The organism is Candidatus Pelagibacter sp. Uisw_106 (assembly GCF_047724975.1).
Classification (GTDB): Bacteria; Pseudomonadota; Alphaproteobacteria; order Pelagibacterales; family Pelagibacteraceae; genus Pelagibacter.
The window spans coordinates 372,453-386,592 of the sequence record NZ_CP159819.1; the positions used below are offsets into that span (position 1 = coordinate 372,453).

Genomic DNA, 14,140 nt, shown 5'->3' on the forward strand with positions numbered 1-14,140 from the left:
ATATAAAATTATGAAAGTATCAGCAACAAATTTAGCATTAGAATTAATTGAAGATTTAAAGAAAGATCATGGTGAAGAGCTTTTATTTCATCAATCAGGTGGTTGTTGTGATGGCAGTGCTCCAATGTGTTATCCTGTTAAAGAATTTTTAATAAGTGATGACGATGTATTGGTTGGAAAAATTGGAGGTATCCCTTTCTATATAAGTGAAACTCAGCACACAGCCTGGAAAAATACAGATTTAATCATTGATTGTATTAAAGGAATGGGTGGAATGTTCTCTCTAGATAATGGTACTGGAAGGAGATTTCTAACAAGGTCAGAAATTTGCGTACCTGAAAAAAGTCAACCTAATTAATTAAATTTCATTCTAATTCTTAGTGTAAGTAAAATTACTATAATAATAAGATAAATTAAAGGCTCTGCCGTAACTACTTTGACTAACCACAAGTAGTGAGTAATTCCTAATAAAGAAATTATATAAATAAGTTTGTGTAGTTTTTTCCATTTATCTCTCAACAACCTTATCATTCGTTTAGATGAAGTAAGAGCAAGTGGCACTAATAAAAGCCAAGCTAAAAATCCAGCAAATATAAATTTTTTTTTAACAATATCATCACTAATACTAGACCAATCAAAGCGATAATCTATTCCCACATATGTCATCATATGTGCTGATGCATAAAAAAAGACAAACAAGCCAAACATTCTTCTATAGCTAATCCAAAAATTTAATTTAGTAAATTTTTGTAGAGGAGTCATTGCAAGAGTTATTATAATAAAACGAAGAGTCCAATTACCAGTTACATGTGTAATTTCTTTTACAGGTTCAGGACCTAACTGGTTAAAGATAATTTGATAAAAAATAATTAATATTGGCAGTAAAGATAAAAAGAAAATCGGTATTTTTATATATTTATGCATTTTTTATAAAAATAATTTTATGTATTTAAAAGTTTTTCTTTAAATCCATACCTGAATATAAATTTGCAACTTCATCACCGTACCCATTAAACATTTCAGTTTCAATTCTGGGAGATAAAATACCCTCACCTATGACACGTTCTGTTGCTTGTGACCATCTAGGATGTGAAACATTTGGGTTAACATTTGAGTAAAACCCATATTCTCTTGGGGACGATCTCATCCAAGATGAGGTAGGCATTTTTTTAACTAATTTTATTTTAACAATTGCTTTTGCACTTTTAAAACCATATTTCCATGGAACAAAAATTCTCAATGGAGCTCCATTTTGGTTAGGCAATGCCTTTCCATAAAGCCCAGTAACAACTGTTGTTATAGGATGCATAGCTTCGTCAATTCTTAATCCTTCTCTATAGGGCCAATTTAAAACTGGATATCTCTGGCCTTTCATCTGCTCAGGATCATAAACACTTTCAAATTCAACAAATTTAGCAGTATTTTTAATAGATACCTTACTAAGTAATTTACTTAGAGAAAATCCCATCCAAGGAATAACCATAGACCATCCTTCAACACATCTAAGTTTGTAAATTCTTTCTTCAGAAGGAAATAAAGAAATTATTTCATCAGCTGAAAGTGTAATTGGATTGTCTACTTCACCTTCAATAGTAACACTCCACGGTTTAGTAACAAATTCTTGTGAATTTTTGAAAGGATCACCTTTTCCAGTCCCAAACTCATAATAATTGTTGTATCTTGTTATATCCTCATATGATGTTAGTTCATTTTTATTTTGTGAATAAGCTTTGTTTAAAAATGGTATGGTGCTTAAGGATAATGAGCCTACACCTAGGCTAATAGACTTAATAAACTTTCTTCTTTTATTGTATATTTGTTCAGGTGTAATTTCTGAATTTTTATATTTTTTCATTTTTAATAGGATTACCTTTTAGCCACTTACTTTGTTCATTTTTATAATGTTCTTTTTTCCATATAGGAGATCTTTTTTTAATTTCTTCAATAATATATCTAGATAGTTCATAGGCTTCATCTCTATGTTTGCAGGCAACTGCAATAATAATACTAGTTTCACCAAGTCCTACATAACCTTTAACATGCTCTATAAATACTGCTTTATCCATAATTTTTAATTTTTCAGTAGTTTCTTTGTAAATTTCATCAAAGCTTTTTAATACTAATTCGTCATGACTATCATAAGTTATTCCAACAACTTCTTTATTTTCATTAATATTTCTAACCGTACCATTAAAAATAATTGATGCACCATATGAAGAAGATTTTATAAAAGCTTCTGCTATAGAAATTTTTATTTTATTTTTTTCAATGTCTATTATTTTTGTATGTAGCATCAACCACCACCTATTGGAGGTATAATCCCAATTTTTTGATCTTTTATAATTTTAAAGTCATCATTGATAATATTATTATCTTCTGAGCAAAAAACAGAATTGTTTACAATTTTAATAAAACTTTCATTACCCTTAAAGTTTTTATCTAAATAATTAATTATTTCTTTCCGAAAATCTTTAATTTCAAGCTGTCCTTTAATATTAAACTCTAAGTGATCTTTATTACTAAAGTCTCTACTCGCACCAAAGAGTTCAAGTTTAATTTTCATTTTTTAATTTTAGATGAAAATTTTAAATCTTCATTATTAAAATTATCTTTATTTTGTTCAATAAAATGATCCATTATTTCTATCTTCTCATTTTCAAATTCTGTAACCTTTCTAGTTTCTAGGTTAATGTATAAGGAAAGCCACTCTATAGATGCAGAAATTTTTTTTGTTTTTTCTTCAATCATTTCAAGTTTTAAATGTAGTCTTTTTTTATCATGATCAAAAAAGGTAAGCATGATATCCACTTCATCTTCTTGTTTTATTTCACTAATATATTTAGTATTGGTTTCAACTACCATTGTGCTTCTCTTTTCATTTTTAGCTGAGTCTGCACCCATTTTAAATTTTTCAAGCATTACCTCAAGAGCTTGATCGAATATTAAAATATAATAAGCCATATTGAGATGATTATTATAATCAACCCATTCTTTAATTATCTTTTGTGATTTTAGATAAATAGACACAATAAACTAAAAGATATCTTTTAAAAATCCTGGTAAGCCATCAGGATTAATCCATAAACCGCTTTTTCCACCTTCTTTAATTAATAGCTTAACATTATCAATTTTAAGATGCGGATTTACAATTTTACTTAGATCGTAAATAGTTATTAGTGCAGTATTAACACCCATAATAGCTTCCATTTCTACACCAGTTTTTGCAACAGCAGAGACAACACAAAAAACTTCTAATGAAGCATCCTCATCATGCATGATAATTTTAGTTGCCGTATGATCTATTGGAAGTGGGTGACATAGTGGAATTAATTCACTTGTTTTTTTAACACCCAAGACTGCAGATACCTCAGCTAAAGTGATTGGATCACCTTTAGGCATTTCTTTATTTTTAATTAGGTTAAAAACTTCTTTCCCTACATAAATTTTACCAGAAGCTAATGCTCTTCTAAATGTTTCTTTTTTTGATGAAACATCAATCATGTTAAATGAGTTTTTTTTAAAAATTTCCTTAGCCCAATCTTTTAATTTTTCTTCATTTATCACCTTTAAGTTTTCCATTTATCCTCCAGTAGTTGATAAATTTGGAGTAATTCCAGTATCTCCAAGCTCTAAATAATGTGACTCTTTTTTAAGGTGTAATTGTTTAATTATTAGATTTACAAGTTCATCTTTTTGAGCATCGTCTTGCAATAAATGCCTAATACTAATTCCAGTATTACCAAATAAACATAATCTTAAATCACCTCTAGAGGTAACTCTCAATCTATTACATGTTTGACAAAAATCTTTAGTGTAGGGAGCGATTAATCCAAATTTCCCCTTAAATTCCGGATGTATAAAATTTAATGAAGGACCTGCATCTTTCCCATATGTTTGAGGGATCCAGTTATTTTTTTCTAAAAAATCTTTGAATATTTTAGAGGAAACATGATTTTTCTTAAAATACTCTAAATTATCACCTGTTTGCATTAACTCTATAAATCTAAAATCAATATTGTTATCTTTTATAAAATTTCCAAATTTTTTAAAATCTTTATGTGTATCGTTGATGCCTTTAAGTAAAACAGCATTAATTTTAATATTTTTGAAATTTAATTTTTGTAAAATCTTTATACCTTCTAAAATTTCTTCAAGTCTGTCATGTCCAGTTAGTCTTTTAAAGGTTTCCCTATTTAAACTGTCTATACTAATATTTATTCCATCCAAACCAGCTTCACATAATTGTTCTGCAATTTTGTCTAAACGATAACCGTTAGTCGTCATTGTTACTTTGGGAATATTTGAATTTTGCTTCATATCTTTAAGGATATCAAAAAAGTCTTTTCTAACCGTTGGTTCTCCACCAGTTAATCTAATTTTACAAACACCCAGTTCAGACAATGCTTTTGTTAATCTGGATATTTCTTGAGCAGACATAAAACTTCTCGTGTCTCCAGGTGTCTTTTTATATCCTTGTGGTAAACAATAGGTACAACTGTAATTACATACATCTGTAATTGATAATCTTATATAGGGGAATTTTCTTCCAAAAGTATCACTTAATGTTTTCATCTTATTTTTATTACATTATATTATAATAACAATATATGAGCAAAATTATTACCAAAGCAGAAGTGGATCTATTTAAAAAAGATGGTGCGGTCTTAATTAAAGGCAAATTTGATAACGCATGGATTGAAAAGTTAAAAAATGGAATTAAAAAAGGCAAAGAAAGTCCTAGTCCAAGATTTGTAAATCACACAAAAGATCAAAAACTACCTGGATATTATGAGGATTTTTGGACCTGGAATTTACATGAAGAATTCAAAGATTTTGTATTTAATTCACCAACACCCAAAATAGCAGCAGAACTTTTAGAAGCACGAAAGATTAATTTAGTGATGGATAATTGGTTTTTCAGGGAAGCAGGGTCGAAGTCATCACCACCTTTTCATCATGATATTTCATATTTTGATTTTGAAGGATCTATGTGTGTTTTATGGATACCACTTGAATCGGTTAAAAAAGAAGATGGTATAGCTTGGGTTAAAGGTTCACATTTATGGGATAAGCTATTTTTAAGAACAAGATTTAATGATGGCCATGAAGTTGATGGTAAGGTTGGAGTTGTTAATGGAAAAAAATATGAATTAACTCCTAACATATTAAAAAATAAAGATGATTATGAATTTTTACAATGGGATCTGGAAGTTGGTGACTGTATTTATTTTGATATTAGAACATTACATGGAGGATTAAATACTGTTACACCTAAAAAAGATGTCCATAGATACACATTAAGAATGGCAAAGGAAAATTCTAAAATTATTTATAGAGGAGATTGGGCTAGAGAAGAAAGAGCTATAATGGAAGAAAATGGTTATAAAAATGGGGATGATTTATCTGGAAAAATGTTTCCAACTCTATTCAAAGCGAATTAACTTCCAGTTTATGGCAACTGGAAGTTAACATAAATAATTAACCAGCAGGTTTGTAGCCAGCCATAGCTTTAGCAGCAAGCTCAGCTGCTTTGTTCATATCCATCTCTTCAAGAATTACCATATTCTCTACTGTACCACTAGCTTCTACAGCTAATTTTATACCAGCAAAATTTTCGTAAGGCATGTCTCCTGAAGTGACAGCAATGAAATCATAAGGACCTCTCGTAATATAAAAAGATTCAAATTTCCCTCCAACTGCTTCAGTTAATGCTTTTACTGCAGTTGATCTATCTTGCTTAGGGTCCTTCATAAAACCTTGGAAGGCCTTTGCTGTATAGTTGCCCATTACAATATATTTTTTCATAAGTATTTCCTTTATTATTTTCGAGATATAATCATATTCATTATAAATTTGTCAATTTACATAATTCGTATTTTTGGAAAAAATTCAAGATTTTTTCAACTTATAGTTTATTAAGTAAGAATATTTTTCTAAATATTAAAATTTAACTTTTTCAAAAATTTTTGTCTTAAGAGATTTATTTGCAGTTTCAGCAAGAATTAAAGATCTTCTTCCATCTTCAAAATCTGCAATAGGTTTAATATTTTTTTTGCATAGTTTTGCTAAATCATTTAATTGGATTTTGTATGCTTCAGAATATCTTTCTATGAAAAAAGTCTTAAAAGGAGATTTGTTATTTGTTGAATTTTTAGAATAAATTGCTGTTTCTAAATCACGTTGATTATCAGAAATTATCATTCCTTTATCACCAAAAAGCTCAACTCTTTGATCATACCCAAAGCTACAGTGTCGTGAATTTGTAATAATACACTGAACCCCTTTTTTAGATCTCATTATAACAGTTGCTAACTCTAAATCTTTTACTTTTCTAAATTTTTTATCTGAAAAATATTCACCTATAGCAAAAACAGACTCAAACTCGTCTGAACCAGTATAATATCTAGCTAAATCAAAATCGTGTATCATCATATCTTTAAAAATACCTCCAGAAGTTTTCAAATAACTTAAAGGAGGTGGAGCAGGGTCACGGCTTGTAATTATTATTTTTTCCAGCTTGCCTATCTTACCTTTGATTAAGTTTTTTCTTAAAGAGTTGTGAGCTGGATCGTATCTTCTATTAAACCCTATTTGAATTTTAGGATTATATTTCTTAATATTCTTTTTACATTGATTAATTTTTTTCAAATCTAAATCTAAAGGTTTTTCACAGAAAACAATTTTCTTATTTTTGACTGCTCCTTCTATATATTTTAAGTGAGTATTCGTACTTGTTGCTATGAAGATACTTTTAATATTTTTATCTTCAAAGGCTATATTAGGATTTTCAATAGCAATACATTGATATTTTTTTGAAAATTTTTTTGTTAAATTTTTATCTAAATCAAAAATATATTTTAAATTAAACTCAGGGTGATTGACTAAATTCTCAGCATGCATTTGGCCAATTCTGCCAAGACCAAATAAAGCTATATTTATTATATTTTTACCCATCTTTTTCTTTTAGAGGAAATTTTACATGCATTTATAAATTTTGCAGTTTCTAGTCCCTCATCTTCATTTGGATAAAAAAATCTTTTCTTAGACTTACTTTTAATTGAGTCTGCAAACTCTCTATAGATGTTTGCAAAAGCATCTAAATAACCCTCTGGATGACCAAATTTTATTCTAGAAAATTTTGAGGAAAATCCTGCATTATGAAAATCTCTCTCCAGTAACTTAACAGCACCTTTTGCTGGGTTTAATTTTAGATAGTTAGGGTCATTCTGCACCCACTCCAAACTTCCTTTAGTACCAAATATTCTTATTCTTAAACCATAAACTCCACCTCTTGCCATCACACTTGTCCAAAACATTCCTTTAGCTCCATTAGCAAAGTTAATCATCACTTGAGCATTATCATCCATTTTAATTTTATTTGAAATTTGTTTGATGTCAGCAAAAACAGTTTTTCCCTTTAATCCAGAAATATATGATGCCAAATGATAAGAATGTGTTCCAATCTCATTAAGGACAGCTGAAGCACCAACAATCTTATTATCTAGTTTCCATTTTAATTTTTTCTTTGCATTTTTTGAAGTTATATTTTCTCCTCCAGACCAATCCTGAATATATTCAACATTAACATATTCAACTTTTCCTATCTTTCCTTTTTCAACCAGAACCTTAGCTTCTCTGACCATGGGGTAGGCAGAATAATTATGAGTTAGGGCGTACTTAATTTTTTTATTAGATTTAATTTTTTTATATAATTTTTTGGCTTGGTCCAAATTTCCTGCAAATGGTTTATCAGAAATAATATGAATATCTTTATCAATAAATTTCTCTGCAATAATTTGGTGACTTGCTGGAGGTGTCATTATGGATACAACTTCAATACAATCTTCTCTTTTTGACTCATTATCTGCCATCTCTTTAAAATTTGAGTAGCATCTATCTTTTGCAATCCCAATACTTTGCCCAAATCTAACTGATAATTTTACATTTCTTGAAAAAACACCAGCAACTATCTCATATTGATTGTCAAATCTGGCAGAAATTCTATGTACATGACCGATCCAAGATTTTGGACCCCCACCAACTATTCCTAAAGATAATTTTTTTGTTTTCATTGTGTTTGCATTTTCATATATCATAACAAAAAAAAATATTATGTCAGTAAAATTAGGAATAGCACCTATAGCATGGAGCAATGATGATATGCCTGAACTTGGTGGTGATACTCCTTTAGAGCAATGTCTTTCAGAGGCTAGTGAAGCTGGTTTTTCGGGAATAGAGTCTGGTGGAAAATTTCCAAAAAAATCAGATGAATTAATTCCAATGCTAGAAAAACATAACTTAAGACTATGTTCTGGATGGTATGGGGCTAACCTCAGAAAGAACTCTGTGAAAGATGAAATTAAATTAATACAAGAGCAATTAATTCTTTTTAAAAATTGTGAAGCACCTTGTATTGTTTTTGCAGAAGTGTCTGGTTCAATAGCAGGTGATCAATCAAGAGCATTATCAACAAGACCACAAATGGATAAGGATGGATGGAAAGATTTTTGTAAAAAAATATCAGAAATTAGTAAATATCTTGAAGATCAAGGTATGCCTCTAGCATATCACCATCACATGGGTACAGTCATTGAAACACAGAATGATACTGAAAGGTTATTAGAAAGTACGTCAGAGCATGTTAAATTAATCTTAGATACTGGACATATGTTATTTGCTAATGGAAATTCCTTAGAAACTTATGATAAATTTAAAGATAGAATTATTCACATTCATTGCAAAGATATGAGAAAAAATATTTTAGATAAATCCTTGAACGATGATTTAAGTTTTAGACAGGCATTTTTAGAGGGTGCTTTTACAGTACCTGGTGATGGTTGTATTGATTATAAGCCTTTTTTTGATCTTTTAAAAAAAAATGATTATTCCGGATGGCTTGTTGTTGAAGCAGAGCAGGACCCAAGTAAAGCAAATCCATTAGAGTATGCTAAAATAGGATTTAATTATTTAACTAAAACTTGTGCAGAGTCGAATTTACAAATAATTAAGTAATTTTATAATCTAACTATTTTAGATTTTTCAATTTTATTATCAAAAAAATCAATAATATTTTGAACTGTTTCTTTACCCATTCTAATCATACACTCTTCTGTAAATGCAGCAGTATGAGGGCTTAAAAATACTTTGTCATTTTTTAATAAAGGATTATTTTTTTCTGGTGGTTCTATTTCAAATACATCCAATCCTGCACCAAAAATTAAATTTTCATTTAATGCTTGATCTAGATCGTTTTCGTTAATTATTCCACCTCTAGCAGCATTAATAATAATACAATTTTTTTTCATTGTTTTTAATAAATTTAAATTTATCATATTTTTTGTTTCATTGTTTAAAGGTATATGTAATGAGATAGCATCCATTGTCTTTACAGCTTCTTTCAAGTCTTCAACTTTTTTTCCACCTAAAGATTCAATTATTTCAGATGAAACAAATGGATCATAAACAAAAACATTCATTTCAAAACCTAAGCATCTCTTGATCAAGCATTGACCAATCCTACCAAATCCAGCAATCAAGATATTTTTGCCCCATATTTCTATAGTTTTTGGCAATTTGTTTCTGTCATTAAAATTACCTGTTTTAACACAATCATCGTACATACTTTTTCTTTTTGAAATACTAAGAAGCATAAAAATTACATGTTCCGCTACTGCTACAGCATTTGCTGTTGCTGTTATAGCAATTGTAATATCATTTTTTTTACAAGCATCTAAGTCAATATTGTCATATCCAACTCCGTGTCTTGATATAATTTTTAGTTTTTTTCCAAGATCTATAATTTCACCAGATAACTTACCAGTTCTTAGTGAAGCACCATCACAATTTACAATTTTTTGTTTTAAAGCTGGATCATTTATATCTTCAATTATTTCAAACTCATAATCAGGATGGTTTGTTAATAATTTTGGGCCTGCATCATTTATATTTTGAATTATAAGAATTTTTTTTTTATCTGACACTTTTTTAATAAGCCTTAGACTCTTCCATCTTTGAAGAACCTTTCATTTTTTCTACAACACTTTTTGAGCCTGCACTCATTGCTCTTTGATCAGATCCAATTGTTACAAAATTAAAACCTTTATTAATCATTTTAAGTGCATACTCAGGTGTTCCATTGTGGATACCTGCAAAAATATTATTTTTTTTAGCATGCTCTAAAATTCTTAAAATTTCTGAATATGCTTTTGAATCTTCTGATCTGTCAAAACCTGGTTCTTCACCTATAGCTAAACTCAAGTCAGCAGGGCCGATATATATTCCATCAATACCAGGTACAGACATTATTTCGTCTAATTTTTCTAAAGACTTTTTGGTTTCTATCATGGCAAATTTTAACAATTCAGTATTTGCATATTTTGCATAATCAGCACCACCATAAATTAGACCCCTAACTGGCCCAAAACTTCTATATCCATGTGGGGGATACATGCAAGCTTGCACAAATTTTTCGGCCTCTTCTTTATTGCTTACCATTGGACAAATTACACCATAGCAGCCGGCATCTAAAATTTTCATTATTTGTCCAGGTTCATTCCAGTTAACCCTAGCAAGTGGTGTTACATCTGTTGACGAAATTGTCTGTAACATAGGTAATGCATTAGTGTAATCGACTAACCCATGTTGCATATCAATTGTTAGTGAGTCCCAGCCTTGATGAGCCATTACTTCTGCTGAAACAGTACTAGGAATTTGTAACCAACCATTGATTACTGGTTTTCCTTCAGTCATCATTTTTTTTATTTTATTTATTCTCAAAAACTAACCTTTAATACCCATGTGAGTATATTTGACATTTAAATAATCTTTTATTGCCATTGATCCGCCTTCACGACCATAGCCAGTTTGCTTAATGCCTCCAAAGGGTGCTTCTGCAAACGCAACGGCAGCCGTATTTACTGCAACACAACCAGATTCTATTAATTCAGATGCTCTATGAGCTTTCTCCATTGAATTTGTATAAATATAACTGCACAAACCAAGATCATTATTGTTTGCTCTTTCAATAACCTCATCAAACGTTTTAAATGATAGCATTGGAACCAAAGGACCAAAAGGTTCTTGTGTCATTATTGTAAAGTCATCTTTAATGCCATCAAAAACAGTGGGTTCATAAAAATATCCTTTATTAAAGCCTGCAGGTCTTTTACCTCCCAACAAAACTTTTGCACCTTCATTCTTTGTTGTTTCAACTAGTTGTTCAATTTCAGCCAATCTTTTGTCAGTTGTTAATGGCCCAAGTTGAACACCTTCATCCATTCCATTACCAATTTTAAGTTTTTTAGTTCTTTCAATAAATTTACTAATAAATTCTTCCTTCTTACTTTCTTGAATATAAAATCTGTTAGGTGAAATACAAACTTGTCCGTTGTTTCTAAATTTTGCAGTAACCGCCATATCGGCAACTTTATCAATATCAGAATCTTCAAAAACTATAAATGGAGAGTGACCACTTAATTCCATAGTAACTCTTTGAACTTTGTCAGCTGCCTTTTTTAAAATAATCTTACCAACTCTAGTTGACCCTGTAATTGAAATTTTTTTAACAATATCAGATTCTATTAATTGTTCAGAAATTTCAGCAGGATCACCCGATAAAAGATTAACCACTCCATCTGGAACACCAGCTTCTTTACAAATATTAACTAGTTCCATTACTGTTCCAGGGGTAATTACATCTGGTTTACAAATTACAGAACATCCTGCAGCAAGTGCTGTTGAAATTTTTCTTGATGCCAAAATTAATGGAAAATTCCATGGTACCAATGCTGCTACTACTCCAACTGGTTGGTAGTAAACATGAATTCTTGTATCTGGAAATCTACTTTCTATAGTTTGCCCAAAAATTCTTTTTGTTTCCTCAGCATTCCACTCAAATATATCAGCTGCACCACCTGCTTCTCCAATTCCTTCTGCTAATGGTTTTCCAACTTCTAGGGCCATCCATTTAGCTAAAACATCTTGCTTATCTCTAATTTTATCAGCAATTCTTCTGATAATATAAGATCTTTGCCATGGAGCAGTATCTCTCCAAATTTTCAAACCTTTTTCTGCAGATTTTAAAGCTTTTTGAACATCTTCACGACTAGCTTTAGATGCTTTACCTAACACCTCTTCTGTAGCGGGATTTATTACGTCGTAAGTTTCATTATTTGATGATGCTTGCCACTTGCCGTCGATGAATTGTCCAAATTTATTATACATATTTATTTATAAGGTTTACTTAGTGTGGTTAGTTATTTTATAAGTATTTATATATATATAAAGATAAATTAAAATGAAAAAAATTACTCTTACATGCGCACATGCAATTATTAAATACTTAATTTCTCAAAAAATATTAATCGATGGTAAAAAAGAACCGTTGTTTCCTGGTGTATTTGGAATTTTTGGACATGGAAATGTTGCGTGTTTAGGTCAAGCATTAGAAGAAAATCAGAAAGACCTTCCAACATATAGAGGTCACCATGAACAAAATATGGCTTTAACAGGTATAGGCTATGCTAGAGCAAAAAGAAGACAGCAAATTTTTATAGCAACATCATCTGTTGGACCAGGTGCAACAAACATGGTTACAGCAGCAGGTGTTGCTATGAGTAACAGATTGCCTATATTATTTTTACCTGGTGACACATATGCAAACAGAATACCAGATCCCGTATTACAACAAGTGGAGCATTTTAATAACCCTAGCATTACAGCTAATGATGCTTTTAAACCAGTAACAAGGTACTTCGATAGAATAACTAGACCAGAACAAATAATTCAATCTTTTCCTAACGCAGTTCAAACTATGTTAGATCCTGCGGACTGTGGTCCAGCATGCATCTCTCTAAGTCAGGACATTCAAGGGCAAATTTTTGATTATCCAGAAGATTTTTTCAAAGAAAAAATTCATGCAATCAGAAGACCTAGACCTGATGAGTTTCAAATTAAAGAGGCAGCAAATAAAATTAAGTCATCAAAAAAACCAATACTTATTTCGGGTGGTGGAGTTTTTTACTCTGATGCTATGGATGCTTTAAGTAAGTTTGCAATCAAACACAATATTCCAGTTGCACAAACTGTAATGGGGTATTCTACAATGAAAAGAGATCATTCACACTATGCTGGTCAAATAGGTGGATTGGGTGGAAAAAATACTAATATGCTTGCAAAGCAGACAGATCTTGCAATAGCGGTTGGAACTAAACTTGCAGACTTTACTACAGGATCATGGGCAAACTTTGAAAATAAAGATTTTAAACTTGTTTCAATTAATGTTTCAAGATTTGATGCAAATAAACATTTAGCTCAAGCAGTTGTTGGAGATGCAAGAGCTTCCTTAGATGAATTATCAGCTGTCCTAGGTGAGTGGAAAGCACCCAATGAGTGGAATAAAAAATCACAAGTTGAACTTAAATCTTGGAATGAATATGTAGACAAAGAAAGTGCACCAACAAATCAAAAGGTACCTAGTTATGTTCAGGTTGTTGGGGCAGTATATAGAAACTCTGACCCGTCAGATATTGCGGTTACTGCAGCTGGGGGATTAGTTGGAGAAGTTGCCCAGGTTTGGAGACCAAGAGAGTTAAATACTCACGAAACAGAGTGGGGGTTTAGTTGTATGAGTTATGAAATATCGGGTGCCCTAGGTATTAAGATGGCAAACCCACATAAAGAAGTAATTTCATTTGTTGGAGATGGATCTTATTTATTAAATAATTCAGATATTTATTCTTCAGTCATTACTAAGAATAAACTTATTATAATTGTTTGTGATAATGGTGGCTTTGCTGTGATCAATAGACTGCAATTATTTAAGGGTGGAAAAGAATTTAATAATTTACTTAAAAGTTCAAACACTCCTGGTTTAGTAGGGGTTGATTTTGCTAAACATGCCGCAAGTATGGGAGCCAAATCTGAAGAAGTGAGTTCAATCTCAGATCTAGAAGAAGCTTTTAAAAGAGCAAAAAAATCTGATATCACATATGTAATTTCAATTAAAACAGAACCTTATCAGTGGTTAGAAGGATCATCTTTTTGGGACAGCCCGACTTTAGAAATTCCCACTTCAGAAGAAAATAAAGAAGCTTTGAAACTGTATAAAGAAGGTAAATCTAAACAAAGACAAGGTGTTTAG

General features: G+C 30.6%; 17 protein-coding genes. 4 read left to right on the forward strand and 13 right to left on the reverse strand.

The window, feature by feature from the left end; all coding sequences use genetic code 11:
- Nucleotides 1-10 precede the first annotated feature (10 nt).
- Entirely contained in the window at nucleotides 11-358 is a 348-nt protein-coding gene (locus tag ABXT45_RS01965) for a DUF779 domain-containing protein (RefSeq protein WP_415286776.1), read from the forward strand.
- On the opposite strand, the gene ABXT45_RS01970 is transcribed toward ABXT45_RS01965, so the two are convergent.
- Genes ABXT45_RS01970 through moaA form a run of 7 tightly spaced genes read right to left on the reverse strand, consistent with a single transcriptional unit; the run spans nucleotide 355 to nucleotide 4,572 of the window.
- Nucleotides 355-924, reverse strand: a complete 570-nt coding sequence (locus ABXT45_RS01970; RefSeq protein ID WP_415314089.1) for a sulfite oxidase heme-binding subunit YedZ — start codon at nucleotides 922-924, stop codon at nucleotides 355-357. The genes ABXT45_RS01965 and ABXT45_RS01970 overlap by 4 nt on opposite strands.
- A 25-nt stretch (nucleotides 925-949) precedes the next feature.
- The gene (gene msrP, locus ABXT45_RS01975; protein ID WP_415314090.1) at nucleotides 950-1,855 is read right to left on the reverse strand and encodes a protein-methionine-sulfoxide reductase catalytic subunit MsrP; all 906 of its coding nucleotides are present in this window, start codon (nucleotides 1,853-1,855) and stop codon (nucleotides 950-952) included.
- Nucleotides 1,842-2,294 (reverse strand): molybdopterin synthase catalytic subunit, encoded by a 453-nt coding sequence (locus ABXT45_RS01980; RefSeq protein ID WP_415314091.1) that lies wholly within the window; start codon nucleotides 2,292-2,294, stop codon nucleotides 1,842-1,844. Before ABXT45_RS01980 ends, msrP begins: the two co-directional genes overlap by 14 nt.
- Complete coding sequence (locus ABXT45_RS01985) at nucleotides 2,294-2,563, reverse strand: molybdopterin biosynthesis protein MoeD (protein ID WP_415314092.1); 270 nt, start codon at nucleotides 2,561-2,563, stop codon at nucleotides 2,294-2,296. The genes ABXT45_RS01980 and ABXT45_RS01985 overlap by 1 nt, the downstream gene beginning before the upstream one ends.
- Nucleotides 2,560-3,027 carry a thioesterase family protein gene (locus ABXT45_RS01990; RefSeq protein ID WP_415314093.1) on the reverse strand — a complete coding sequence of 156 codons (468 nt, stop codon included), beginning with the start codon at nucleotides 3,025-3,027 and terminating at the stop codon, nucleotides 2,560-2,562. The genes ABXT45_RS01985 and ABXT45_RS01990 overlap by 4 nt, the downstream gene beginning before the upstream one ends.
- A 6-nt stretch (nucleotides 3,028-3,033) precedes the next feature.
- Entirely contained in the window at nucleotides 3,034-3,579 is a 546-nt protein-coding gene (moaC, locus tag ABXT45_RS01995) for a cyclic pyranopterin monophosphate synthase MoaC (RefSeq protein WP_415314094.1), read from the reverse strand.
- Nucleotides 3,580-4,572: a GTP 3',8-cyclase MoaA gene (moaA, locus tag ABXT45_RS02000; protein WP_415314095.1), complete on the reverse strand. Its 993-nt coding sequence runs from the start codon at nucleotides 4,570-4,572 to the stop codon at nucleotides 3,580-3,582. It lies immediately after the preceding gene.
- A 35-nt stretch (nucleotides 4,573-4,607) separates the two neighbouring features.
- On the opposite strand from moaA, the gene ABXT45_RS02005 reads away from it, so the two are divergent.
- Nucleotides 4,608-5,441, forward strand: a complete 834-nt coding sequence (locus tag ABXT45_RS02005) for a phytanoyl-CoA dioxygenase family protein (protein ID WP_415314097.1) — start codon at nucleotides 4,608-4,610, stop codon at nucleotides 5,439-5,441.
- 37 nt (nucleotides 5,442-5,478) lie between these two features.
- Here ABXT45_RS02005 and ABXT45_RS02010 read toward each other — a convergent pair whose 3' ends face one another.
- The 3 genes from ABXT45_RS02010 to ABXT45_RS02020 all read right to left on the reverse strand — a co-directional run bounded on the left by ABXT45_RS02010 (nucleotide 5,479) and on the right by ABXT45_RS02020 (nucleotide 8,072).
- The gene (locus ABXT45_RS02010; RefSeq protein ID WP_415314098.1) at nucleotides 5,479-5,805 is read right to left on the reverse strand and encodes a GYD domain-containing protein; all 327 of its coding nucleotides are present in this window, start codon (nucleotides 5,803-5,805) and stop codon (nucleotides 5,479-5,481) included.
- 135 nt (nucleotides 5,806-5,940) lie between these two features.
- Nucleotides 5,941-6,954: an inositol 2-dehydrogenase gene (iolG, locus tag ABXT45_RS02015; protein ID WP_415314099.1), complete on the reverse strand. Its 1,014-nt coding sequence runs from the start codon at nucleotides 6,952-6,954 to the stop codon at nucleotides 5,941-5,943.
- Complete coding sequence (locus ABXT45_RS02020) at nucleotides 6,939-8,072, reverse strand: Gfo/Idh/MocA family protein (RefSeq protein WP_415314101.1); 1,134 nt, start codon at nucleotides 8,070-8,072, stop codon at nucleotides 6,939-6,941. Before ABXT45_RS02020 ends, iolG begins: the two co-directional genes overlap by 16 nt.
- A gap of 40 nt (nucleotides 8,073-8,112) precedes the next feature.
- Between ABXT45_RS02020 and iolE the strand changes: the two genes are divergently transcribed.
- Nucleotides 8,113-9,012 carry a myo-inosose-2 dehydratase gene (gene iolE / locus ABXT45_RS02025; protein WP_415314102.1) on the forward strand — a complete coding sequence of 300 codons (900 nt, stop codon included), beginning with the start codon at nucleotides 8,113-8,115 and terminating at the stop codon, nucleotides 9,010-9,012.
- A 2-nt stretch (nucleotides 9,013-9,014) separates the two neighbouring features.
- On the opposite strand, the gene ABXT45_RS02030 is transcribed toward iolE, so the two are convergent.
- Genes ABXT45_RS02030 through ABXT45_RS02040 form a run of 3 tightly spaced genes read right to left on the reverse strand, consistent with a single transcriptional unit; the run spans nucleotide 9,015 to nucleotide 12,222 of the window.
- Nucleotides 9,015-9,980 carry a hydroxyacid dehydrogenase gene (locus ABXT45_RS02030; protein WP_415314103.1) on the reverse strand — a complete coding sequence of 322 codons (966 nt, stop codon included), beginning with the start codon at nucleotides 9,978-9,980 and terminating at the stop codon, nucleotides 9,015-9,017.
- Nucleotides 9,981-9,984: 4 nt separating this feature from the next.
- Nucleotides 9,985-10,776, reverse strand: a complete 792-nt coding sequence (locus ABXT45_RS02035) for an HpcH/HpaI aldolase family protein (protein WP_415314105.1) — start codon at nucleotides 10,774-10,776, stop codon at nucleotides 9,985-9,987.
- A 3-nt stretch (nucleotides 10,777-10,779) separates the two neighbouring features.
- A complete protein-coding gene (locus ABXT45_RS02040; protein WP_415314107.1) occupies nucleotides 10,780-12,222 on the reverse strand; it encodes an NAD-dependent succinate-semialdehyde dehydrogenase in 1,443 nt (480 codons plus the stop codon).
- A 73-nt stretch (nucleotides 12,223-12,295) separates the two neighbouring features.
- Here ABXT45_RS02040 and iolD point away from each other — a divergent pair, with 73 nt between their 5' ends.
- Nucleotides 12,296-14,140 (forward strand): 3D-(3,5/4)-trihydroxycyclohexane-1,2-dione acylhydrolase (decyclizing), encoded by a 1,845-nt coding sequence (iolD, locus tag ABXT45_RS02045; protein WP_415314109.1) that lies wholly within the window; start codon nucleotides 12,296-12,298, stop codon nucleotides 14,138-14,140.